Source organism: Paenibacillus sp. IHBB 3054, assembly GCF_051594305.1.
Lineage (GTDB): Bacteria > Bacillota > Bacilli > Paenibacillales > Paenibacillaceae > Paenibacillus_AQ.
On sequence record NZ_JBOFBG010000007.1, the window covers coordinates 129515 to 154302 of the forward strand.

The 24788-nt window shown below is 51.0% G+C and carries 19 protein-coding genes and 1 riboswitch; of the genes, 12 read left to right on the forward strand and 7 right to left on the reverse strand.

Annotation, left to right across the window (positions count from 1 at the left end):
* The first annotated feature begins 22 nt into the window (after positions 1–22).
* A complete protein-coding gene (gene treP, locus ACQ76X_RS10970) occupies positions 23–2014 on the forward strand; it encodes a PTS system trehalose-specific EIIBC component (protein ID WP_438493705.1) in 1992 nt (663 codons plus the stop codon).
* A 32-nt stretch (positions 2015–2046) separates the two neighbouring features.
* Positions 2047–2778, forward strand: a complete 732-nt coding sequence (gene treR / locus ACQ76X_RS10975; protein WP_438493706.1) for a trehalose operon repressor — start codon at positions 2047–2049, stop codon at positions 2776–2778.
* 447 nt (positions 2779–3225) lie between these two features.
* On the opposite strand, the gene ACQ76X_RS10980 is transcribed toward treR, so the two are convergent.
* The gene (locus ACQ76X_RS10980; RefSeq protein WP_438493708.1) at positions 3226–3996 is read right to left on the reverse strand and encodes a DeoR/GlpR family DNA-binding transcription regulator; all 771 of its coding nucleotides are present in this window, start codon (positions 3994–3996) and stop codon (positions 3226–3228) included.
* Positions 3997–4223: 227 nt separating this feature from the next.
* On the opposite strand from ACQ76X_RS10980, the gene ACQ76X_RS10985 reads away from it, so the two are divergent.
* From ACQ76X_RS10985 to ACQ76X_RS11005, 5 genes are all read left to right on the forward strand, one after another.
* Positions 4224–5993 (forward strand): L-fucose isomerase, encoded by a 1770-nt coding sequence (locus tag ACQ76X_RS10985; protein ID WP_438493710.1) that lies wholly within the window; start codon positions 4224–4226, stop codon positions 5991–5993.
* 23 nt (positions 5994–6016) lie between these two features.
* The gene (locus ACQ76X_RS10990; protein ID WP_438493712.1) at positions 6017–7447 is read left to right on the forward strand and encodes a rhamnulokinase; all 1431 of its coding nucleotides are present in this window, start codon (positions 6017–6019) and stop codon (positions 7445–7447) included.
* A 23-nt stretch (positions 7448–7470) separates the two neighbouring features.
* A complete protein-coding gene (locus ACQ76X_RS10995) occupies positions 7471–8121 on the forward strand; it encodes a class II aldolase/adducin family protein (RefSeq protein ID WP_438493714.1) in 651 nt (216 codons plus the stop codon).
* A 13-nt stretch (positions 8122–8134) separates the two neighbouring features.
* On the forward strand, positions 8135–8563 hold the full coding sequence (fucU, locus tag ACQ76X_RS11000; RefSeq protein ID WP_438493716.1) for an L-fucose mutarotase: 429 nt from the start codon (positions 8135–8137) through the stop codon (positions 8561–8563).
* Between the two features lie 569 nt (positions 8564–9132).
* Positions 9133–11514, forward strand: coding sequence for a transglutaminase domain-containing protein (locus tag ACQ76X_RS11005; protein ID WP_438493718.1), 2382 nt, complete (start codon positions 9133–9135; stop codon positions 11512–11514).
* Between the two features lie 96 nt (positions 11515–11610).
* Here ACQ76X_RS11005 and ACQ76X_RS11010 read toward each other — a convergent pair whose 3' ends face one another.
* Complete coding sequence (locus tag ACQ76X_RS11010; RefSeq protein ID WP_438493720.1) at positions 11611–12015, reverse strand: hypothetical protein; 405 nt, start codon at positions 12013–12015, stop codon at positions 11611–11613.
* Positions 12016–12381: 366 nt separating this feature from the next.
* The gene (locus ACQ76X_RS11015; protein WP_438493722.1) at positions 12382–14742 is read right to left on the reverse strand and encodes an ABC transporter ATP-binding protein/permease; all 2361 of its coding nucleotides are present in this window, start codon (positions 14740–14742) and stop codon (positions 12382–12384) included.
* Positions 14743–14885: 143 nt separating this feature from the next.
* Here ACQ76X_RS11015 and ACQ76X_RS11020 point away from each other — a divergent pair, with 143 nt between their 5' ends.
* Positions 14886–15560, forward strand: a complete 675-nt coding sequence (locus ACQ76X_RS11020) for a response regulator transcription factor (protein ID WP_438493724.1) — start codon at positions 14886–14888, stop codon at positions 15558–15560.
* The gene (locus ACQ76X_RS11025) at positions 15557–16591 is read left to right on the forward strand and encodes a HAMP domain-containing sensor histidine kinase (protein ID WP_076112978.1); all 1035 of its coding nucleotides are present in this window, start codon (positions 15557–15559) and stop codon (positions 16589–16591) included. Before ACQ76X_RS11020 ends, ACQ76X_RS11025 begins: the two co-directional genes overlap by 4 nt.
* Positions 16592–16605: 14 nt before the next feature.
* Here ACQ76X_RS11025 and ACQ76X_RS11030 read toward each other — a convergent pair whose 3' ends face one another.
* Positions 16606–17727, reverse strand: a complete 1122-nt coding sequence (locus tag ACQ76X_RS11030; RefSeq protein WP_438493726.1) for a saccharopine dehydrogenase family protein — start codon at positions 17725–17727, stop codon at positions 16606–16608.
* On the reverse strand, positions 17724–18455 hold the full coding sequence (locus ACQ76X_RS11035) for a class I SAM-dependent methyltransferase (protein ID WP_438493727.1): 732 nt from the start codon (positions 18453–18455) through the stop codon (positions 17724–17726). Before ACQ76X_RS11035 ends, ACQ76X_RS11030 begins: the two co-directional genes overlap by 4 nt.
* Positions 18456–18584: 129 nt before the next feature.
* Between ACQ76X_RS11035 and ACQ76X_RS11040 the strand changes: the two genes are divergently transcribed.
* Positions 18585–19658 (forward strand): helix-turn-helix transcriptional regulator, encoded by a 1074-nt coding sequence (locus ACQ76X_RS11040; protein ID WP_438493729.1) that lies wholly within the window; start codon positions 18585–18587, stop codon positions 19656–19658.
* Between the two features lie 55 nt (positions 19659–19713).
* Here the strand turns inward: ACQ76X_RS11040 and ACQ76X_RS11045 are convergent, their stop codons facing one another.
* Positions 19714–20850, reverse strand: a complete 1137-nt coding sequence (locus ACQ76X_RS11045) for a KamA family radical SAM protein (RefSeq protein WP_438493731.1) — start codon at positions 20848–20850, stop codon at positions 19714–19716.
* 131 nt (positions 20851–20981) lie between these two features.
* Positions 20982–21120: riboswitch (cyclic di-AMP (ydaO/yuaA leader) on the reverse strand.
* A 431-nt stretch (positions 21121–21551) separates the two neighbouring features.
* Here ACQ76X_RS11045 and ACQ76X_RS11050 point away from each other — a divergent pair.
* Together ACQ76X_RS11050 and ACQ76X_RS11055 are read left to right on the forward strand one after the other, a co-directional pair.
* Complete coding sequence (locus ACQ76X_RS11050) at positions 21552–22232, forward strand: HAD family hydrolase (protein ID WP_438493733.1); 681 nt, start codon at positions 21552–21554, stop codon at positions 22230–22232.
* Between the two features lie 86 nt (positions 22233–22318).
* Positions 22319–23527 (forward strand): mannitol-1-phosphate 5-dehydrogenase, encoded by a 1209-nt coding sequence (locus tag ACQ76X_RS11055; protein ID WP_438493735.1) that lies wholly within the window; start codon positions 22319–22321, stop codon positions 23525–23527.
* A gap of 194 nt (positions 23528–23721) precedes the next feature.
* Here the strand turns inward: ACQ76X_RS11055 and ACQ76X_RS11060 are convergent, their stop codons facing one another.
* A complete protein-coding gene (locus ACQ76X_RS11060; protein ID WP_438493737.1) occupies positions 23722–24216 on the reverse strand; it encodes a MarR family winged helix-turn-helix transcriptional regulator in 495 nt (164 codons plus the stop codon).
* Positions 24217–24788 lie beyond the last annotated feature (572 nt).

A 24788-nucleotide genomic window follows, 5' to 3' on the forward strand; every position in this document is an offset into this window, starting at 1 on the left:
AACTAACTTAAGGAGTGAGAACATGGCGATTAACCGGCAAAACGTGGAGCAGATCGTACAGGCCATCGGCGGAAAAGACAATATCGAAGCAGCCACGCACTGTGTCACAAGGCTGAGATTTGCCCTGAAAGACGAGGGCAAGGTTGATACCTCTGCGCTGGAGCGGAATGATCTGGTGAAAGGGCATTTTTCTTCCCAAGGCCAATTTCAAGTGATTATCGGTCCGGGACTGGTGGACAAAGTATATGAAGAAATGATCGGCATTACCGGCGGAGCCCGTTCTTCGAAAGACGAGGTAAAGACGGCGGCCAGCAAACACCAGAATCCGCTGCAGCAGGCAATCAAGACACTGGCGGATATCTTTATTCCGATCCTCCCGGCCATTGTGATGGCAGGTCTGCTGCTCGGGATCAACAACATTCTGACGGGTCCCGGCATCTTTTTCGACGAACGTTCCCTGGTGGATGTGTATCCGCAATGGAAAGACATCGCTTCGATTATCAATACGATTGCCAGTACGGCCTTTACGTTCCTGCCCGCACTTATTGGATGGTCGGCAGTAACCCGGTTCGGCGGCAGTCCGCTGCTGGGGATTGTGCTCGGTCTTATCCTGGTTCATCCTGATCTGCTCAGTGCATACGGATATGCGGATGCCAAGCTGCAAGGTACGGTTCCAGTCTGGAATTTATTCGGCTGGGAGGTTAATAAGATCGGCTATCAGGGACAGGTGCTCCCGGTGCTGGTCTCCGCTTATCTGCTCGCCCGGCTGGAGCGCTGGCTTAACAAGCGGGTGCATGATTCCATCAAGCTTCTGGTCGTTGCACCGGTAGCGCTGCTGATTACAGGATTTCTGGCGTTTACGGTTATCGGTCCGGTTACATTCATGATTGCCAACGCCATTACAACGGGGCTGGTCAACATCTTTGGCTCCTTCCCGGCGCTGGGAGGACTCATTTATGGGGGGCTGTACGCACTGTTGGTTATTACCGGCATGCACCATACGTTCCTTGCTGTGGATATTCAGCTGATCGGTTCCGAAGGAGGAACCTTCCTCTGGCCGATGCTGGCGTTGTCCAACATTGCACAGGGTGCAGCCGCACTCGGGATGCTGTTCGTGGCCAAGCAGGAGAAAACGAAAGGTCTGGCCGTGACCTCTTCCATTTCTGCCTTCCTGGGTGTTACAGAACCGGCGATCTTCGGGGTTAACATCCGTTATAAGTATCCGTTTATCTTCGGGATGATCGGTTCGGGTCTGGCGGGCATACTGCTGGCACTCAACAATGTGCTGGCGTCCTCCATCGGGGTCGGCGGGATTCCCGGCTTCCTGTCCATCTTCCCGAATCAATGGGGAATCTTCTTTGTCGGCATGGCCATCGTATTAATCATTCCTTTCGGAGCTACCGTATTGTTCGGCAAGATCCGCGGCCGGGGAGGCGAAGAACCGGATAATAACGCAAAGACGGATAACGTCCAGGCCACAACTCCGGCTTCTCTTCCTCCGATGATTCAAGAGAAGGCTGGCACCAAGGAATCAGCAGCGAATGTTCTGGAAATCGTCTCGCCGGTGAGAGGACAGATTGTACCGCTGGAAGAAGTGCCGGACCCGGCCTTCGCCGAGCGGCAAATGGGTAAAGGAGTGGCGGTAAATCCGTCCGAAGGAAAAGTGTATGCTCCATTTGACGCCACCGTCGTCCATGTCATCAAGAGCAAGCATGCGATGATTCTGGAGCATGCTACGGGAGTGCAGATTCTGATTCATATCGGCATCAATACCGTTTCGATGAAAGGCAGCGGATTTACGGCTCATGCCGCCACCGGAGATCAAGTCAAGGCGGGTCAGCTGCTGCTTGAATTCGACCGGGATGCTATAACCGCAGCAGGATACCCGCTGACTTCACCGGTTATCGTACCTGACGGGCAGGATATCATCGAACGGGTGGAGGAGCTGATCCCTAGTTCAAATCCTGTTCAGGGGCAAGCGGTTCCTGTTCTAAAGATCTATCTTAAAGGTTAACAATCGTGGTACTATGGGCATGGTGATTAAGGATGAATAAGAATATATATCTTCATATTTATAATGATTATTCGGCCCTGATTCAGTCCGGGCAGCTCCCTGCCGGCAAGAAGCTGCCTTCGGAAAGCGAGCTTGCTGAAGCATACGGAACTTCAAGGGAGACGGTACGCAAGGCTTTGCTTATGCTCTCTCAGAACGGCTATATCCATAAGATTAAGGGGAAGGGTTCCTTTGTACTCGATACCCAGCGGATGAATTTCCCCGTTTCCGGATTGGTTAGCTTCAAGGAAGTATCCAAGAACCTGGGACGTTCCGTACGTACCATTGTATATGAGAACGGCTGTGTGCCCAGTACATCTGAGGAGGAACGGCGTCTTCAGATGAAGGAGCCGGGCCCGCTTTGGAAGGTAGTCCGTGCCCGGGAGATTGATGGGGAGAAGATCATCCTGGACAAGGATTATTTTCTAACCTCCTATGTACCGTCTCTCACTGCTGAAACCGCCGGGAATTCGATCTATGCGTATTTGGAAGGAGAACTTCATCTCACTATCAGCTACGCTAAAAAGGAGATCTCTGTGGAAGAAGCTACACCGGAGGATAAGCTTTTGCTTGATTTGCACGATTATCAGCATATTGTCGTAGTCCGCAACTATGTGCATCTGGTGGACACTAAGCTGTTCCAGTATACCGAATCGCGGCACCGGCTCGATAAGTTTCAGTTCGTGGACTTTGCCCGGCGGGCTCAGAGCGAAAGCGATCTGTAGCATTGACAGCTAGAATGGAAGTTTGTTTTTTAAAATATAATAATTTATATGCTTCACGCTATAAATTATCCTTCTATTTCTCGCTGAAACGGATACCGTCCTTTTGAGGACGGCGAAGCCGTTTCCACTTGGAAAAAATCGGGTGTGATTCCTCCGTCAAAGAGGGATTGCACCCGATTTTTTGTATGAAGAAGGGAATCTGGATTATGATTGATAGACCTGAAAATTGAGTAGAAGCTTTAAGCGGGTAGAATACGGAAGGTGAATTATTAATAGAAAGCGCATACAAATCTTCAGTCCATTTTCTTGAACACAGCCCATAACAGCCCAATCAAGCATAAGCCTACAGCCAGGAGGACAAAGGGGAGCCACTGCGGACCGGCTGCACCAGTTATATTTATTGAGACCATTCGCGGGTTCACCCCCTTTCCGGGTAGAGATTGCAGGCTACTCTGTGGGGCCATAGACCAGTGAAATCTGATGCTCCTTGAAAAAATCAATCCATTCCTCCGAAGGCTTGCGGTCTGTCACAATGTAATCCACCTTGTCAAAGCTGAACAATTTGATGAAGGCAATACGGTCGAATTTCGAATGGTCCACAAGCAGGATCACCTTGCTCGCCTGCTGCTGCATCAGAACCTTAAGCTCGCTCTCTGCTTCATTGGAATCACTCAGCCCGCCTGTCATAGACAGAGCTTTGCAGCTGAACAAGGCGACGTCCACATTGTACTTCTGTAGAGTATAGGAGGCAGTTGGTCCGACAAAAGAGTTCGTCTCAGCACCCAGCATACCACCAGTAGAGATCAGCTTGTGGCCGGAATGCTGGAACTCGGACAGGACTACTAGTGAATTGGTGATCACCGTCAGATTTTGTTTAACATCGGTTATTTTCCTTAAGGCTTCAAAAGCGGTCGAACTGGTGTCTGTCATCAGGCTGTCGCCATCATTGATCAGTCCCAGCACGTTGTCGGCGATCATCCGCTTCTCGTCAAGATGGACTGAATGCCGGAGGGAGTAGGCGGGGTCTTCATTGGTATGAACATTCAGAACCGCTCCGCCATAGCTCTTCTTGGCAATTCCTTCTTTATCCAGCTTGTCGAGATCTCTTCTTATCGTTTCTTCGGAAACTCCGAAATGCTGTGCCAGATCAGCAACATGGACTTTCTTATAGCGGTGCAGCTTGTTGATAATATATTCCCGGCGTTCAAAGGCTCTCATGTAGTTCCTCCTGCATTAAAACATCTATAAGGTTAGTGTACTACAATTCACTTCAGAAATAAAAGGATATTCCACATTTATTAGCGATTAACAAAATAAAATCCACAAAAAGTCACATTAACGTGTGGTTTTTTGTTGACATTCCATTTCCCAGATTTTATGATGAAGCAGATGAAAGCGATTTATTTATATTATAAACCCATTTACCTTTGAGGAGGTTGTTCAGTATGGCAGTAAAGTATCCGGCAATCGGCATTCGTCCAACGATCGACGGCAGAAGGCGCGGTGTGCGCGAATCGTTAGAGCTTCAGACTATGGGAATGGCACAACGGGTAGCTGATTTTTTGCAGGAGAATTTGCGTTATCCTGATGGATCGCCCGTGGAATGCGTCATTGCGGATTCTACCATTGGCGGGGTCAGTGAGGCTTCGGCTGCACGTTCGAAGTTCTCCGGAGCAAATGTGGGGGTATCCATTACAGTAACTCCTTGCTGGTGCTACGGCTCCGAAACGATGGATATGGATGCGGCAATTCCCCAGGCGGTATGGGGGTTCAATGGCACGGAAAGACCCGGTGCCGTTTATCTTGCCGCAGTTCTGTCGGCGTACGCCCAGAAGGGGATTCCGGCCTTCGGGATCTACGGGGAGGATGTACAGGACTCCGGAAGTGAGGAGATTCCGGCCGATGTTCAGGCAAAATTGCTCCGGTTTGCCAAATCGGCGTTGGCTGCTGCCATTATGAAGAGCCGCTCCTATTTATCCATGGGTTCCGTTTCCATGGGAATCGCCGGTTCCATCGTGAACGACCAGTTCTTCCAGGAGTATTTGGGCATGCGTAATGAATATATCGACATGTCCGAGTTCGTGCGCCGCTTCGAAGAGGAAATCTACGATCCGGAGGAATTCGCGCGGGCCTTGAAATGGACCAAGGAGAACTGCCAGATAGGGCCTGACAACAACCCTGCCCATCTGCAGGTCAGCGAAGAAGAGAAGGAGAAGCAGTGGGAGACCTGTGTCAAGATGGCCCTGATCGGACGTGACCTCATGATCGGCAATCCTGTGCTTGCGGAGCTTGGCTTTGAAGAAGAAGCGCAGGGACATAACGCTATTGCTGCAGGCTTTCAAGGGCAACGCCAGTGGACCGACCATTTCCCGAATGGCGACTTTATGGAGACGATCCTGAATTCCTCCTTTGACTGGAACGGCAAACGGGCTCCTTATATTCTGGCTACCGAAAATGACAGCCTAAACGGCGTGACGATGCTGTTTAACTATCTGCTGACGAATACGGCGCAAATATTCGCTGATGTCCGCACGTACTGGAGTCCGGCAGCCGTGAAGCGTGTGACCGGCTACGAGCTGGAAGGCGCTGCTGCGAATGGCTTGCTTCACTTGATCAACTCCGGTTCGGCCGCGCTAGACGGAACCGGGCAGCAATCCCTCGAAGGCAAGCCGGCGATCAAGCCCTTCTGGGACATTACGGATGAAGAAGTGGCTACTTCACTTAAGGAGACCTTCTTCCGCCCTGCCTCGCAGGAATATTTCCGCGGCGGCGGTTTCTCTACCGACTACTTGACCAAAGGCGGTATGCCTGTCACGATGGCGCGGCTTAACCTCGTCAAAGGCTTGGGACCCGTTCTGCAGCTGGTGGAAGGGTATACCGCCGAGCTCCCCGGAGAGGTTCACCGCCAACTGGATGAACGTACCGATCCGACCTGGCCGACTACCTGGTTTGCTCCAATCCTTACCGGAACCGGCTCGTTCAAATCGGTCTATGATGTGATGAACAATTGGGGAGCCAATCATGGAGCCATCAGCTACGGCCATATTGGTGCCGATCTGATTACACTTGCTTCAATATTGCGTATTCCAGTCAGCATGCATAATGTCGACGAATCACAGATTTTTAGACCGCGTGTGTGGTCGCTGTTTGGAACAGACAGCTTAGAGGATGCCGATTACCGGGCATGCCGCAATTTCGGTCCGCTGTATCATTGACAGAACTTAGGCAGGTGGTTTCGATGAGCGAGTTCAAAAGAGTGCTGGCCGTGGATCTTGGAGCCAGCTCCGGCAGAGTGATTCTGGGAACTTATGACGGCAGCCGCATTATCACCGAGGAGCTTCACCGGTTTGCCAATACTCCGCTGCACATCGGCGGGGATTTACACTGGAACGTGCTGGAGCTGTTTCAGGAAATTAAGCAGGGTATCAGGCTGGCCTGCAGCAAATACGGGGAGCTGCTTAGTCTCAGTGTGGACACCTGGGGAGTGGATTATGGCGTGTTGGATCAGGACGGAATGCTGCTGTATCCGCCTCACCATTACAGAGATCAGCGGATGCAGGAATACCGCCTCAAGCTGGAAGAGCTGCTGCCGCCGGAGGAACAATTCCGCCTGACCGGCAACCAGCCGGACCCCATCAACACAGTGTATCAGCTGTTTGCTGATGTTCAGCGGAATCCTGAACTGCGGGCAAATGCTGGCCGTATCTTAATGATGCCGGATTTATTTCATTATTTATTATCAGGAACAGCCGCCGCCGAGAGGACGATCCTCAGCACCAGCGGCCTCATGAAGGCCGGCACGGCAGAACTCTCATCCGAGGTGTTCAGCAGACTGGGAGTTCCTCCGGCGCTGATTGCCGACAGGGTGGATGCCGGAACAATTATCGGCTCCCTGCTTCCCGGCCTCCGCAAGGAATTCGGAGGCAGTGCCCTGCAGATCATTGCCGGCGCTTCACATGATACGGCTTCAGCGGTTGCTTCCATTCCTTATCGTGACAAGGAGCATGCAGCATTTATCAGCTGCGGCACCTGGTCGCTGGTCGGATTGGAAACGGAGCAGCCCGTGCTTACAGAGCGCTGCTACCGTTACGGCTTCACCAATGAGAGCTGCTACGGCAGGGGCAACCGGCTGCTGAAGAATATTACGGGTCTTTGGCTGCTGCAGGAAACCCAAAGAGCCTGGGCGGAAGCCGGTGTGGTCCTTAGCTTTGGGGAAATGGTCGAGCTGGCCGAGAGCGAGCAGGCTGTGCAAGGGTTGATCAATCCGGGTGATCCGCTGTTCAGCACTCCGGGAGATATTCCCGGACGTATTGCGGAATATTGCCGCAGCACCGGACAGCCTGTGCCGGATACCAAAGGTGCAGTCGTCCGGCTCATTCTAGTGAGCCTCGCCGAGGCGTACCGCAAGGCGATCGCGGAGCTTGAGGAGCTCACCGGCAAAACGATCCGTACCGTGCATATGGTTGGCGGCGGTATTCAGAACCGGCTGCTGTGCCAGCTGACGGCGGATGCGACCGGGAAAGAAGTGATCGCCGGTCCGGTCGAAGCAAGCGCGATCGGGAACGTTATCGTGCAGCTTACTGCACTCGGCTTGCTGGATTACAGCCGGGCGGGCGAAGTGGCCGCCGCTTCCGGAAGTCTTGCCGTGTACCGGCCTGTTCAAGAATGACTATACAAAGAGGAGAAATGACAATGGATGAAATGGAACGGAAATTACGACTGCAGATTTGCGACATTGGGAGAAACCTGTTCAATAAAGATTATATTGCCGCCAATGACGGCAATATTTCAGCAAGGTTGAACGAACACGAAGTATTGGCCACCCCTACCGGTGTAAGCAAAGGATATCTGGAGCCGGATATTCTGGTGAAAGTTAATCTTCAGGGTGAAATTCTGGAGGCACAGGAAGGCTACCGCCCTTCGACAGAGGTGAAAATGCATCTGCGGATCTACCGGGAACTTCCCGGCATCCATGGTGTCGTTCACGCACATCCGCCATTTGCCACCGCCTTTGCCATCAAGGGAGAAGCACTGGATAAGATGATGATGCCGGAATCGGTCATTGCCATGGGCGAGATTCCTCTGGCCCCGTACGGTACGCCTTCCACTGAGGAGGTTCCTGATTCGATTATGCCCTTCCTCGGTAAGAAATCCGCTGTGCTGCTGGAAAGCCACGGGGCCTTGTCCTGGGGGAAGGATGTAATGGCGGCTTACATGAATATGGAGAGATTGGAGTATACAGCAAAGCTCACTTTTCTGACCCGCATGATCCAAGGGGAGCGTGAACTGCCGGCAGACCGTATCAAGCAACTGGTAGCACTTAGATCATTTTACGGAATGTAAAGGAGATTATAGGATGCTCAAAAAGATTCCCAAGCTGCTGTCTCCTGAGCTCGTGCGGATTATGATGGAAATGGGCCATGGGGATGAGCTGGTGCTGGCGGATGCGAATTTTCCGGGACATGCGCTGCATCCCCGGGTGACAAGATGCGATGGCATAGGAATTCCCCAGCTGCTGGCTGCTATTCTGGAGCTGTTTCCGCTGGATCATTACGCCGGGCATCAGGCCGTTCTGATGGATGTGGTGCAAGGTGATCCCGCCGTTCCTGTGATCTGGGACACTTATAAGGAGATTATTAGGGATGTTGATCCTCAAGCGGTGATTGGTTACGAGGAACGCTTCAACTTCTATGAACGGTCCAAATCCGCTTATGCGATTGTAGTAACCGGGGAAGAAGTGCTGTATGGCAATCTCATTCTTAAAAAAGGCGTTATTGAAGGGTGAAAGTAGAATTACAGGCATTTTTTAATTTTTTTGTAATATACTTGAGTGTTGCGAAATCGACTTGAATGTTTTGAAAAAAACAGAGCTGTAGTGTGTTAGGCCGTTCAGGCGTTTTAGGCAGAGAGTCGAAGCAATTTTAGAATGTCGAAAAGAGGCTTCTTTTCCAGGGCTTGCTGATACACAATGAATGGGACATCTCCTTTATCTGGAAATTGTGGTCTGGTAAACGACAATTTCTCCAACAAGGCTGGATGTCCTTCTTCTGTCTGCCTATTCGATAAAAGTTCTAACCGTTTGACTTTAATTTCATTTGTTCGTCAGCATGTTTTTTACAAGACTCAAGTCAATAATAGAGATGTGAGTTAAAACCTTCTATGCTTAACATGAATTGACGCGAATACTCAGCGCCCCCTCGTTAGCCCTCTGCTTATATAACTTAAATATAAAATATCCCAAATTTGTTTTAATCGTTCCCAAATGGGTTATATATCTCCTGTGCTTTGTAATGGGTAATTTTGGATTACGCACCATTGCCCTCATTAAGACAACCCAGACAGGAGAGGACGTTAGTGAAAGTGAAACAATTGGCAATGATTATGCTCATCATGTGTATGATTCTAACAGGCTGCATGGGGGGCGGCAAGGAAGCCGGTCCAGCGCCTTCACCCGCACCGACGGCCAGTCCGGCTGCAGAAACGAAGAAACCTTCAGGGAACCCTCCGCCGGACGCTTCGCAGACGGTGTATAATCTGAAACAGAAATACGATACTGACAACAATCCGGGCATCATGCCTATGTATAATGTTGAGCAGGATATGGAATTTATCTTCAGATTCAATACGGATCTTGGCTCAGAGGCAATTGGCAAGACGCTGTCCGTACATACCGATATCAAGGCACTGCCGGAGAGCAAGGTAGGGACCCTTGAAGACTCACAGCTTGTAGGTGGCAAAAGCGTATACTCCATCAAGCCGCTCGGCTTCGGCGTACTCCCTTCCGATTCCTTGCGCGAAGCCGGAGGCAGCTCCTGGGGGAACGCCCCCGTGTACTACATCCGGCTCAACTATGACCTGGATGCCAAATCGCCTACTCCGCTGAAGCAGCCGATTATCATTCCGTTTACGGTGAAATCGGATCTGCCCACACCGACTCTGGATGCCGACATCAGCCCTGACGGCAGACTGACTCTCGTATGGAATGAGGTGCCGGGCGCAGAGAGCTACAATATTTACAGCGCTTCGCATATCACGATGGAGAATACCAATGAGGCGCTGAACGGGGCGGAGCAAGGATATGCGAATCAGCGTCCGCTGAAGATTGCGACGGTGCCCGGCACTTCTTATAACGACTTCATGAAGGACGGGCGCGGTGCGCTCGGCATTGTGGATGAGACCATCACCAGCCTTCAGAACAACAATGTACAAGGTGAATATTATGTCACCGCTGTTCAGGGAGGCAAAGAGTCCAGGTTCAGCCGCTCGGTGGATACCGTGTCGCTTTCCAAGCTGCTGCCGCGCACCGTAGCTTCTGAGGATAATATCAACCTGAAATTGTTCAAGAACGCTGCCGAATTGCCCAAGACTGTACCTGTCCAGTTCATTGACGGCTCCAAAGCCTCGGGGACTGTGATATATGACACGGATTCCATCACGATTCAGCAGTCCGGTCCAACCGATGTGCCATACTCCATTCAAGGTACAGCGCTCAAGGGGTACGTACAGGTTACGCAGTTGACGGATGCCGATATTGCAGGTCTTGCAGCCGCCCAGAGCAAAGGGGCCAATCAAGGGTATGTGGAGCCGGAGAATAATACGGAGTATGTGCCTGCCCCTGATGTTCCGACCATCATTGACAACGACAATGCGGGCGAATCCGGCGATAATGTCATTGACCGGCAGAAGGAAAATACCCGCAGCAAGGTAGATGAGGGGAACAAGCAGGCCGTGCCTGCCTCAACGATCCGGGCGGACCTGATTCATGCCGATTCTGCGCTGGAAGAGTATCTCGCCTTGTCACTGATCAGCGGAAAGACCGAAATTTCGCTTCTGGCCTTCCCGGAGGCGCAGAATGCGCGAACCCTGGTCGATGTAGTGGAAAAAGTAGTCTATCAGAACCCGCTCATTCTTGGATTCCGCAGCTACGGCTACGATTATCAGAACCTGACGCTGCATGTGGAGTACGATGATTCAGCCGAGGTCATTGCGTCCAAACAGCGTGAGATCCTCACAGAGGCAGATAAAGTGATCGCCGCCACACTCAAGGACGGTATGAGCGCCGATGAGAAGCAGATGGCGATCTACGATTATCTGAATGACAATACCGCCTATGACGATGCCGCGCTGGAGAATGCCAAGGAGCAGCAGTTCAAGAGTGTGGATGCCAAATTCAATGATTCCTTCAGTACCTACGGCATTCTGGTCAAAAAAGTTGGCGTATGTATGAGCTATGCACACACCTTCCAGTTGCTCGCTGACCTGTCCCAGGTCCCTTCGATGGTGGTCACAGGAACCATGAGCGGCGTGAATCACGCCTGGAACAAAGTGAAAATCGGCGCGGAATGGGTCAATGTCGATCCGACCAATAATGCTACCAATAGCGGACTTCCCTATCTGCTCTACAATTCCAGCGATGCCACTGCCACAGATGTAGAGTATGTGATGGACAAGGCTTACTGGCTGGACCATGAGCTGTCCCTGTTCCAGGCCACCAGCAATGCCTATGATTATTATGTGACGCAAGGGCTTGAGGTGGATTCCCTGGAAGCGTACAAGACCAAATTGGCCGAACAGTTGAAGAATGGGGAGACCCTGGTGGTCCTGCGCGTTCTGGCCGATACAGACAGTTCAGAGCTGATGCAGAAGACCGCCGAGGTCATCAAGCAATATGATGCAACCAAGTTGGACAAAGCGGGTATGGTTGAATTCGGAAGCTACGTGGCGGTTCAGCTGTAAGCCTGGCCCCTATAGAAATGCCAAAAGGTAAGCTCCTGCAGCGGAGCTTACCTTTTGACTTTCCAGAAGAAACAAATTGCAGTCTGGGCTATGAACTTAGTTCCAAAAATATTGCATCCGCTTATACCCGAGATCCCATACTTTTTGGTTCCCCTCAATGGTGATCTTCAGCTCGTTCCCCGGCTCGAGAGGAATCTTGAATATCGACGGGAATAGATCAGGATCACTCCGCTGATCTTCTCCAGAGCCGGTCATTATCTCTTTTCCATCGAGGGTAACACGGATGCTTCCCGAATAATCGGTTGGTTCAGGGATTCCGTTATAGAACGAGAATATCGTCTCCCCCTCAGACGTATACGTGAACGTTCTAGAATCTACGCCTTCAGCGCCATACATATTATACAAGGGCTTTACAGTTTGACCGCTTATTTGAAAGCCGTCCTCCGGCTTGTATCCAGCGGATGAATTCCCGGAACTGTCCGTCCATTCATTGATCGCCACAAACGGGCCTTCTACTTTGGTTGTCGCTTTATCTATCGCCCCGCTTAATCCCCATACGGCTGTTTTAGGCAGAGAGTCGAAGCAATTTTAGAATGTCGAAAAGAGGCTTCTTTTCCAGGGCTTGCTGATACACAATGAATGGGACATCTCCTTTATCTGGAAATTGTGGTCTGGTAAACGACAATTTCTCCAACAAGGCTGGATGTCCTTCTTCTGTCTGCCTATTCGATAAAAGTTCTAACCGTTTGACTTTAATTTCATTTGTTCGTCAGCATGTTTTTTACAAGACTCAAGTAATATAGTGAATTCAAAAGGGGCGCCCCGTAACCATTTCTGGTTGTCGGAGCACCCCTTAGTAGTTTGTGATTATTCGCTGCGCAGCGCCGTTACCGGATTCTTCTTGGCGGCAAGCTTGGCCGGAATGAATCCGCCGAGCATGGTGAGCACCACGTTAATGAGGATCAGCAGCAAGGCATGCAGCGGATTTAATTGGGCGACATTGGAAAGATCCGTGAGCGACTTAATAATAATGTTCGCCGGGATGGTCAGCAGATAGGTAATTCCTATCGCCAGAACCCCGGAAAAGGCACCGATGATAAAGGTTTCTGCGTTGAAGACACGCGTGATATCTTTTTTGCGTGCGCCTAATGCGCGTAGCACCCCGATCTCCTTAGTCCGCTCCAGTACAGAAATATAAGTGATAATTGCGATCATAATCATGGAAACGACGAGCGAGATCGAAGCAAAGGCAATCAGTACAAGTGTTATGGCATTCATAATCCCGCCGGTCAGGCCGGTAACGATGGCCGCCATGTCCGTGTATACGATCATATCACTCTCAGGCAGGTCTTCATTCCATTTGTCCAGATACTCCACGATGGCTTCCTTGGAATCAAAGTCCTTCGGATAGATGGAGATCGAAGCCGGGATGCTTGTTGCACCCAGAGCAGCCAGAACATCTTCTTTCACAGGAGCCGTATTGCTGCCTGCGCCACCTGGCATCATGGGTGCACCAGGCATCATGTCTGTCTGAGCAGAGGTTTTCGGAAACACATCGCCGGTCAGAAGGTTAACGGTATCTTCCTGCTCCTGGGCCTTTACCACCTTGGAAGCCTGAGCGGAGGTAATGAAGCGGAGCGCCAGGTCGTCGGAATAGGCGATCCCGGCAGCCATAGTGGACATCGGAGAATCCTTCTGTGCCCGGATAATTCCTGCAATCCGAAGTGGAATGGCATCCGTGCTGTTATACATATCGCTTAAGTTGGCAGCCGTTCCATTGACCACGAAATGGTCACCGGATTTTACATAGTATAGATCATTCGGGATCAGCTTAAACTCTTGGCCGACAATATCGTCAAATTTGATGCTGTCCGCAGTATAATCCAGGCCGAGTGCTTCCACCGAAGCAACATTCAGCTGGTTGTATTCATCCACGATCAGTACAAGGTCGGTATCCTTGGACGGAAACGAACCGGCGAGCAGGTCATAATAGTTCTCCAGATAACTTCCGGGAGCACCGCCGGCCTTACTTGGGAATGAGGAGAAGTAGCTTGTATTGATGGCAGTTGCCGTTTTACCATCAGACTTTAGAATGTTCATATTCACTTTACGGGCATAAGAGATGCCGTCGATCAGGGACGGATCAATCTGCTTCACAAAGTCCAGATATTTTTCGGTCAGAACATTGGTGTGCATAATGGTATTGGCACTCGGATCGTATGGATAGATTTCCTGCGAGTCGCTATACTCCTCCTTGCTGGTTGCTGCATCATCTGCCGCAGTTTCCGAGCGGTCAAAGCTCATCGCAGACTGGCTGATCGACACCGGGAAATTAGAGAGCGCACCCGCCTCATAGTTGTTGATTTGTTTATTGAATCCGTTGGAGAGCGCCAGGATTAAGGCAATCCCGATGATACCGATACTGGAGGCGAAAGCGGTTAAGGTCGTTCTCCATTTTTTGGTCATGATGTTTTTGAAGGACAATTTGAGCGCTGTGGAGAAACCCATTGCTGTCTTTTTCAGCTTGTAGTCAGAGCTTACTTTCTGGTCGGGAAGCGGATCGGTGTCGGAAATGATTTTACCGTCTCTAAATTCCACAGTCCGGTCTGTGTATTTCCGGGCCAGTTCCGGGTTATGCGTAACCATAACGACCAGCTTATCCTTGGCGATTTCCTTGATCAGCTCCATAATCTGTTCACTTGTCTGGGTATCCAACGCTCCTGTAGGTTCGTCGGCAAGAATAATGTCGGGGTCATTGGCGAGCGCCCGGGCGATGGCTACACGCTGCATTTGACCGCCGGACAGCTGGTTCGGCTTCTTGTGCAGGTGATCTTTAAGGCCAACCTTCTCCAGCACCTCTTTTGCCTTGTGCCGTTTCTCGGCTGCGGGGACACCGCTGAGGGTCATGCCCAGCTCGACATTGTCCATAATACTCAGATGCGCAATCAGATTATAGCTTTGAAAGATGAAGCCAACGCTATTATTACGGTAAGCATCCCAATCGCTGTCCTGAAAGTTCTGTGTGGATTTACCGTTAATGATCAGGTCTCCGCTGTCATATTGATCCAGACCGCCGATGATGTTCAGGCAGGTGGTTTTACCCGAGCCGCTGGGACCCAGGATGGCGACAAATTCATTTTCCCGTAAATTGAGGCTGACCTTATCGAGCGCTACCTGTGTGAAATCTCCTGTCGTGTAGCTCTTGCTGATGTTTTTTAGCTGAAGCATATCTGTAAACCTTCCTTTCAAATAAAGCTAGCTTGATGAATTGCTGACAGCATATCATACGAATATGAACTGAACATCAACTGGCTTCCGGCTACAGGGAAAGACTATAATTTATTCAAAGGCTAAAGAATGCAGGTGATTTCATGATTACTATACTAGTTGTGGAAGATAATGAGACGTTGCGCCAGCTGATCTGTACAGTGCTTGGGAAACATGGGTACAGGGTGCTTGCAGCAGAGGATGGCCAGAGTGCACTGGATATTTTGGAAGCGGAATATATCGATTTGATTATTTCTGATATTATGATGCCTCAAGTGGACGGTTACGAGCTGATTGAGCATCTGAGGCAATCCAATAACAATCTGCCTGTGCTGATCATTACTGCCAAAGACAGCTTTCAGGACAAGCAAAAAGGGTTCCTTGTCGGCACGGACGATTATATGGTGAAGCCGATTGATATCAATGAGATGGTACTGCGGGTGGGGGCTTTGCTGCGCCGGGCGCAGATTGTCAATGAACGCAAGCTGACCGTGGGCGGGGTGACCCTCGATTATGATTCTGTAACGGTCTACAGGGATGGGGAGAGTACGGTTCTCCCGCAGAAAGAATTTTTCCTGCTATATAAGCTGATTGCTTATCCAAACAAAATATTTACCAGGCAGCAGCTGATGGATGAAATCTGGGGGATGGACACGGAGACAGATGCCCGGACAGTGGATGTGCATATCAACCGGCTGCGGGAACGTTTCAGGGAATATACGGAGTTTGAGATTGTAACGGTCCGGGGACTCGGGTATAAGGCGGTGAAGCATATATGAAAAAGAGGTTCAGCAATTTATGGTTCGCCTTTGTGATGCTGGTATTTATGATCATGCTGTCTTCTGCGGTGTTTATGATGACTATTATATTCATTATAAAGAGGTTCACAATAATCGAGCCGGGCCAATTCCACGCCTTCGGATTTCTGGCAGCGGTACTGCTTACGGGGATCCTTACTGGAACGCTTATCACTGCCGTCATCGGGCAAAAAATATTGCTTCCCATCAGCAGACTGAGAGAAGCAACCAAGGAAGTCGCCAAAGGCAACTTTAATGTTCAGTTGTATGAGAATATTAAGATTGAAGAATTCCGGGAGATGGCCAAGGATTTCAATAAGATGGTTCAAGAGCTCCAAGGGATTGAAACACTAAGAACCGATTTTGTCACGAATGTATCCCATGAGTTCAAGACGCCTATCACAGCCATTGAGGGCTATGCTGCACTGTTGCAGAATTCGGATCTTCCGGCCGAGGAAAGAGAGGAATACGCGGGCAAGATCATTAGCAGCACCAGGCAATTATCCATGCTGACCAACAATATTCTGAAGCTGTCGAAGCTGGAGAACCAGGAAATCATCATTGAAAAAACAGAGTTCAGTCTGGATGAGCAGATCCGCCAGGCGCTTCTTCTCCTGGAGCCGCAGTGGAGCGGCAAACAGCTGGATCTGGAGATTCAGTTGGCGGAGACTGGCTTCTATGGCAGCGAAGAGCTGCTGATGCAGGTGTGGATTAACATTCTGGGGAATGCGGTGAAATTCTCAAGAGAATACGGGAACCTGTCCGTCACCTTGACCGAATCCCCCCAGAACGTGAGTGTTGAAATTACCGATACCGGAATCGGCATGACCCCGGAGGTGCAGCGGCATATCTTTGAAAAGTTCTACCAGGGCGATAAAGCACGGGCTTCTTACGGGAACGGGCTCGGACTGCCTTTGGCCAAACGGATTGTCGACCTGTGCGGGGGACGGATTATTGTGAGCAGCAAGCCGGGCCAGGGCTCGACATTCCTCATTGAATTGCCAAGAGGATAAAGATCGGGAACCTCTTACTGCGAGCGGACACCGGACCAGAACGTAAGCCCGTCAAGGGGATAATCGGCTCTGCCGGAAGCCCCGGCTGCTGAACTCAAGGAGAGCTGCGTACCGTTTGCCTGAAGCTTGAACAGCTGTTCAATATGATGTATTCCCGCCGGATGGGTTTCCTCATATACACTCAGTGCAACCCCGGCGGCCACTCTGGCGGTGATTGCGGATTCCCGCATTCCTTCGATACCGGCTTCCATGACAACAACTTTACCGCCCCGAACACCATAAGCATCGACTTTGACGGCATATTGTTCTGAACCCAGCCGAAGTTTGCCGAAAGCCTGGACCGTGAACTTGCGGATGACTTTGTTGCGGAAGAGGGCGGTTAAGCCGATTTTCCGCATAAGAGCGATGCCGGAGGTGGCCGCCCGGGAATCAAAGCATAAACGTGTAGCGACGGAAGGGACTTTCAAGGTATAGGGCAGGATCTGCTGATCGGAAAAAGGGAAAAGGTAAGTCTTGCGCGTTCCCGGCGTACCTCCGAAATTCACCTGCTTGCGTTCCGTGAAGCTTCTTGCGGCAACCTTGCGTCCTTGCTCCACACGCTCAAAGGCAGAACCGAGACTATCAACCGTCCATTCCAGGGCAGCTTGGCCGTGACTGTCGCCCAGACCCAGCATGATGGAGATGTCGATGCGCTCACGTGTATCCAGTTCATTCACCGCTTTGAGGGATAGCAGATTGGTTAAGCCGGGGGCAAGCCCCACGCTTAGAACAGCTGTACCCTTGAGCCCGGCTGCTGTGTCTCCCAGGCTCTGAAGCAGCCGGAAGTATTCCCCATTTGCCGACACATCGACATAATGGGTTCCGCTGCGCAGACAAGCCTCCGCAAACGAGGTATCCTGCTGATCCAGGCACATGACCACCAGCTTGGTCCGCTTCAGAAGTTCTCCATCTATCGCTTCTCCCACACTAAGCCGCAGCGGCTTCACTTTGCCGTCTGTCGTCCTGCAGAATTGTTCCGCACGTTCCAGGCTTCGTCCCGCCGCATATACCACTCCAGGATGCTGTTCTCCCAGAAGCCGGCAAATTTCTGCGCCGACATGGCCATACCCGCCGACAACCACTATATCTGTTTTCATTTCGCAACCTCTTTTCCGTGCTTCACAGCGAACCAGCCATCAATCAGATAGGAGCTGAAAAAGCGGGTGACGCCGGAGAACCCGCTGCTTGACAGCAACGCTAGAAGTTCATGTTCCGGAATGGGGAAGGAAGTTTCACCGATGGAATGCTCGAACCATTCGCATTCCTGCCCGGAAATCCCGCCTGCCAGCATGTGGTTTTTCCAGGCATTTAGCGGCAAGGACCCGGGGATAGAACGGACGTCCCCGCTTAAGGTTGCCACAACCAGTATCGCTCCCTCCTGAAGCCGGCTATGGATTTCTTCCAGCATCCGCTGCTTCTGTCGGGTTTCCTTGACAAAGTGAAGCACCAGCATGCATGTGGCGGCGTCAAACAGCTTGTTCTTGTCCAGTTCATCAACCGTGCTTTGCTGGAGAGTGATTTCAGCGGCCAGCTCCGTGCGCTGCATCCGCTGCCGGGCAAGCTCAAGCATTGCCGTTGACAGATCAATGCCAGTGAGCCGCCAGTGCTCATGCTGAGCGCCGAGGGTTATCAATTCTTGTCCGCCTCCGGCCCCGACAATCAGCAGGTCTGCCGGAGTTTCACCGCCGAGTTGTGCACTCAGCAATTGCTCCATGATGTCATAGAGCAGTGGATACCCCGGTATTTTTGCAGCGATTGTTGTCTCGTAATGCTGAACATCGGGATGCTCCCAGTCTCTGGCATGATGTAAATGTTTCTCTTGCATGATATCTGCTCCTGTCTCTATAGCTTGAATGTGAGTTCTCCTGATATATAATAAGAATTATTACTGATTATCAGGATTAAACACGGAATAGGCTATCCCACATATGTGGGATTTGGAAAGGACATCAGGATGAGCGAGGTTCTAAAAGGCTTGAGGATGCTGGAAATCAACCGGCAGGAGATGAGAATGACATCGCCGCAATACAGGGAGGCGGTAATCTCCAAGCTGCGGCAGTACATTCCGTTTACCGCTGCCTGCTGCACTACCGTGGACCCGCATACGCTGCTGTCCACCGGGGCGATCACAGAGCAGGGTCTTGAGGATCTGCACCCGCAGCTGTTTGAATATGAATATCTGCATGAGGATTATATGAAATATGAGCAGTTGGCCGCTGAGGCAGTGCCGGTCGCCTGTTTAAGCGGTGTAACGGAAGGGCAGCCCGAGCGGAGTGAACGTTACCGAAACGTACTCCAGCCTGCGGGCCTGGGAGACGAGCTCCGGGCTGCGCTGGTTGAAGGCGGTGGCTGCTGGGGGTTCTTAACCTTGTTCCGGTCACAGCACGAACCTCCTTTTCAGGAGCGGGAGTGTGCGGTGATCGCATCTGTTGTTCCGTTGATTGCCGGCGCACTCCGCAGCTATGCCTCTGAGCCCCCTCTGGGACGGATGGATACCGCACCGGAGGACAGTGGAATCATGATTCTGACGGACCAGCTGCTTCCGGTCAGCGCGAATAGTGCGGCCCAATATTGGATGAACCGTCTGCAGCAGCTGGAACGGTTGGATCACGGAGTTCTTCCCCGGCCGGTCAACGCCGTATGCCTGCGGGCACTTGGCGAGAATACGGAACCAGGAGGGTTACCTTCGAAGGCGAAATTATGCCTGCGTGTCGAGGATGGGGCATACTTGACAGTTACGGCCAGCAGGCTTGAAGGAAGCGGCGGGAAGACGGAGCTGGCCGTTGCCTTTGTCTATGCCAAGTCCTCGGAGATCTTCCGGCTGCTGGCCGATGCCTGCCAGCTGACCGCCAGGGAGAAGCAGCTGGCCGAAATGCTCTCCCGCGGATTATCTACCAAGGAGCTGGCGGAGTCGCTGCATATTTCTGCGTACACCGTACAGGATCACCTGAAATCGATCTTCTCAAAGACTGGCGTATCCAGCCGGAGAGCGCTCATCAGCAAGCTGTTCTCACAGGGGATGGAATAAACCGGTAAGCACGCTAAACAGTCCCGATGCTGATACAAGGGGACTGTGCTGGCTTTTATAGGAGCTGCGGGATCTGGGAAGTGGAAGCAGGATGGGTCCAGTGCTTCTCGCTGCCGGGAAGATCATCGAACCATTCCGCATCCGGTGGACATTCCAGGATCATAAATTTGCCGTACTCCTGCGCTCTGGACTGATGGTATTTCAGATAGGCCTTGCCGTCTTCAATCGCCAGTATCTCGATTTTACCGGAGGAGTGGCTCATGGATAGACGGACTCTTTTACCCAGACCTGAGGTTCTGGCCTTGGCTTCCTCAACAATGTTGTAGACACGCTCCAGCGGCAGAACGAACTCGCGGTTGCCGGCAATGGGCCGGTTCACGAAGAAATAATAGGGAGTGACTCCGGCCCAGGACAGCCGGTCGAGCAGTTCTCCGAGTACCGCCGGATCATCGTTGATGCCTTTCAGCACCGGCGTTTGATTAACCACGATTGCCCCAGCATGATGGAGTGCTCTGAATGCTTGTTTGGCTTCGGGCGTTATTTCTCTGGGATGATTAATATGCGCCATGACGTAAATGCGTTTGTCCTCCGATGAATAGGTACGGATTAGTTCCAGCAGTTCTTCGTCCTGATAAATGCGCATGGGATTAAATACGGGGATTTTGGAGCCCAGCCGGATAATCTTCACATGGTCAATGGATCTCAGACTTTCGATGATGAAGCGCAGCTTGGAGGTAGAGAGAATCAGGCTGTCTCCGCCGGTAAGCAGCACATTATTGATCTCTGGATGATTCCTGATGTATTCCAAGCCCGGAGCCACATCGGTTTGTGCTTCCTTCACATCATTGCGGAACAGGCGCTTGCGGAAGCAGTAGCGGCAGTAAGCTCCACACACCTCGGAGACAATCAGAAGGGCCGTTGTTCTGTATTTGTGCTGACATCCCGGTACTACATAATTCATTCCCTCATCGGATGCATCCCAGCAGCCGTACTCCGCAAGTTCACCTTCACTTGGAATGACGAGCCTGCGGATCGGATCACCCGGGTCGTCCCAGTCGATGAGCGACAGATAATAGTCATTGACCCGAAAGGCAAATTTGTCGGTGATCTCCTTCAGCTTTTCTTTCTCCGTTTCAGACAGCATGGCAACCTTGTTGATATCCGTTATGTACCTTACCTTTTGCACTTGCATCTCTCCTTGGTCTCATAGTGTGAGAAGAAAGGGAGCCTTGAGGTCGATAGCCAAACTGCTGCCAGCAGGGTCATGAGAATACAAAAAAGAGACCCTTAGCAAGGGTCTCTGGTTATGAATATACCTAAAAAAGCAGACCCATCCACTACTGACGAGGTTAGCTGACGGACTCGGGTAAGATGGTACCCTACATTCTGTGAATGATTCGCCCCAAAAGACTGGTTCCCCCGCTTTCCTGCCCAAAGGCTGGAAATTAAGCGTAGATAAAGTATAACCCGGAAAGTTTTGAAAAGTCAAAGCTAAACTTGCCCGCGGCAAGGCATACGGGACCAAGCCAAAATCAGCAGAGTAGAAAATTTTTTTGTTGTGGGATTGCCGGTCTTCTTGAAACGCATCATACGCAGAGTCCCGGGTGCAAGGCATAGAAAGGCGAAATCCCTTGTACAGAAAGGTTTTTTTTGTTTTTTTGGTGCAAACAGGAGCGAACGGGAAAGCGTTTTTTTTAGGCTTGTCCCGGTTTCGTTTTTGTACAATTGTAACCGTCCTCATATGATGGAAGATAAGCTGCCTCGGTTGACGCGGCCAGAAAACCTTTGTTATGGTTTTTACAGACAGACGCCAGCCGGAAGCATTTTTGGAGGCAAATTGCACACTTTTGTGTGAGCTTAGCTTACCGGACTACTGCGAGGGAGATGGTTGATTTGATCAAAGGGATTATATTTGATTTTGACGGAACAATTATCGACACGGAAACGGCTTGGTTTACTGCTTTTAGAGAAGCCTATGGAGAGCATGGGGTAGACCTGTCGCTGGAACAGTATTCTGTCTGCATAGGCACCAGTGATAACAGCTTTGACCCCTACGAATATTTGATGACTGACCTTAAGCTGCCTATTGACCGGAGGGCATTCAGAACAGCGGTCCAGCAGAGGCATAGCAAGCTGATGGAGCTCGAACAGATGCGGCCGGGAATTCAGCAATATCTGGATGCTGCCAAGGACGCCGGACTGCGGATTGGCCTTGCTTCCAGCTCCTCTATGGACTGGGTGGAACGGCATTTGGAGCTGCTGGGCATACGCGATTATTTCGAGAGCATCCGCACCTCCGATCATGTGGAGAAGGTGAAGCCTGATCCGGAGTTGTATAACCAGGTCATGTCCTCTCTTGACATTAAACCACATGAGGCAGTCGCTATCGAGGATTCGCCAAACGGCGCAAGAGCTGCAGCTGCGGCCGGAATGTTCTGTGTGGTGATCCCGAATGCCATTACCCGCTTTCTTGAATTTGATATGCCGCATCATCAGACCGAAAGTCTGAGTCTTCTGGACTTCGATCACGTAATTTCCCGGAGCTGCTTCGAAATCTCTGGTGTGCAGGTATAAAACACTACAGTGTACTAATTTCTGCGTATAACAACTATAATTCGTGAAATTATAAAGAGTTGAAATTACTTAAGGGGGACACCGATTTGAGAGCCGTACATTTTGGAGCGGGCAATATTGGCCGGGGATTTATCGGTCCAGTGCTGTCAGACTCCGGTTATGAGGTTTGTTTTGTCGGAAGAAATAAGCTGAGAATCGCTCAGCTGCAGGAACGGGGGCGCTATCCCGTTACCCTTGCCAATGATGAGCGGGACCGCTTTATTGTGGAGAATGTAACCGCCCTTCATCTGAAGGATCAGGAACAGGTGGCCCAAGCTGTAGCAGAGGCTGAGATCGTGACGACAGCGGTCGGGCTAACAGCGCTGAAAGACATTGCCGGAGCCATCGCGCAGGGTATCGAGAACAGGCTAAACAGCAACGCCTATCCGAAGCCGCTTCATATTATTGCCTGTGAGAATGGCGTGGGGAGCAGCCAAAAGCTTAAAAATCTGGTCTACCGCCATTTAAAGCAGCCTTTAAAGGGGCGTGCAGACCGCTGTGTCGCCTTCCCCGATGTTATGGTGGATCGCATCGTTCCAGTACAGACGCATAAAGATCCGCTGGAAATCGTAGTGGAGCCGTTCAGTGAATGGGTCATTCCCCGCAGCGAATTAATCGCTGATTATACGGAAATCAAAGGCGTCCATTATGTAGACTCCCTCGATTCCTATCTTGAACGGAAGCTGTTTACGGTGAATACCGGGCATTGCAGCGCAGCGTATTTTGGTTACCTGGAGGGCTGCTCCAGCATTCAGGAGGCGATGTCCGACCCCGGAATTAGGGACCGTGTCCGCGGAGTACTGCAGGAGACCGGCGCGCTGCTGGTCCATTTATATGGTTTTGATCCTGCGGCGCACGACAGATATATCAATAAGATCATGGACCGGTTCATCAACCCGAACTTCAACGATAAAATATCGCGCGTAGCCCGTTCCCCGCTTCGCAAGCTTTCGCCAAATGACCGGTTGCTCCGGCCTGCCATGCTTGCCCATGAGCTTGGTCTAGAGACCTCGTATCTGGTGTCAGCCATTACTTCCGCACTTCTCTTCGACGACCCTAATGATCAGGAAGCCGTGCTTCTCCAGGAAGAAATTCGGACTGCCGGTTTAAGCGCAGTGCTTGCCTCCCGGTTAGGGGTTCCGGCCGAACATCCGCTTCACGGCGAAATCCTCAAGACATACCGGAGAGCCTGCTTGAGACATCCTCATCTGGCCAGCAGCGGCTTTGAATCCATGGTGCAAATTCTTCGCAGTTAAGCTGTCCGAAAATTCGCATATCAACGATAGTCCGAGTCATAATGCTTATGCCGGCCTGCCGTTTTAATAAGCAAAGATGGCTTTTGCAGCAATCCCGCATGTGAAAAAAAGGACGATATCCCGGGGCCATTCGACCGCTGGATATCGTCCTTTTGAAGACGGCGAAGCCGTTTCCACTTGTGGCAGCAGAGGATTCAGGAAGAGGGCTTGCTGAGTGTAGCAGAGCTAAGCCGATAAATCTGGTCTTCCAGAACCATACTTGCCTTGCCCAAAAATTGCGTAATGAGTTCAAGCTCTTCTGCCGTATACGAGGAAGCAAGGTTCAGCATTTCCGAGTGAAGCTTGAGGTAGGTGCTGCTTACCTCTTCTTTATTCTCATACAACGGGACAATAATCACTTTGCGGCGGTCATTGGGATCATTTTGCCTGCGGACATACCCGCTTTTTTCAAGCCGGTCAATTAATGCGGTAACGCTGCCGGTGGTCAGCCCGGTCAGTTTGGCCAGTTCCCCGGCCGTAATGGGACCTTTCTCGCGCAGGATGTCTATGGATAAAAAATCATTATTGTATAACCCGAGGGAAGCGGCTACGTTTTGCTGATAGATTACCGTTCGGGTTCCCAGTCCACGCATGAGTAGGGTGAGTTGTTCCTGCAGCTCCGTAGGTTGATCTTGTTCATGACTTGACATAAGACAACCCTCCTTCTGGAATGTTAATATCTCGATGGGCTAGATATTACAATCTTAAAATATTTGATGGCATGTAATAAATTAATTTTATTCTATCGAAACCGTTGATATTTTGCAAAACAAGTTCAAAATAGTGTGGACCACAGTGATTGGAACAACGGTCCGGTCGCGGACCATTCGCACCAAGTGCTCATGCCTATCCTGTTCACCAAACGAGGGTGTTCTTAGCAGCTATTTCATAACCGCTGAGAACACCCTTTTTGTTGACGAAATTAATCAACTAGGGCGTGTCTTCAAACCGCTTCCCCGCCAAAACCTGCTGCTGTATGCCCTATGGAATCATGGGTACAGTACCATTTTCTGATCACACGCGGAGAAAGGCGTTTCGCCACTAGGTAGTTTTTTCGGTGGAGGCTTACGGCTCGGTGTTTCAAAGACTTCACTCTTTTTCCGAAGGCGTGTGTGTGCGTCCGGAAAGTGTATTCCTGGCTCTGAGCACGAACGGACCGAGTTGCACTTATTTGGGGCTTTTAGCCTGTTACAGGAGGACAACGGACTCCAGCGCAGTTATT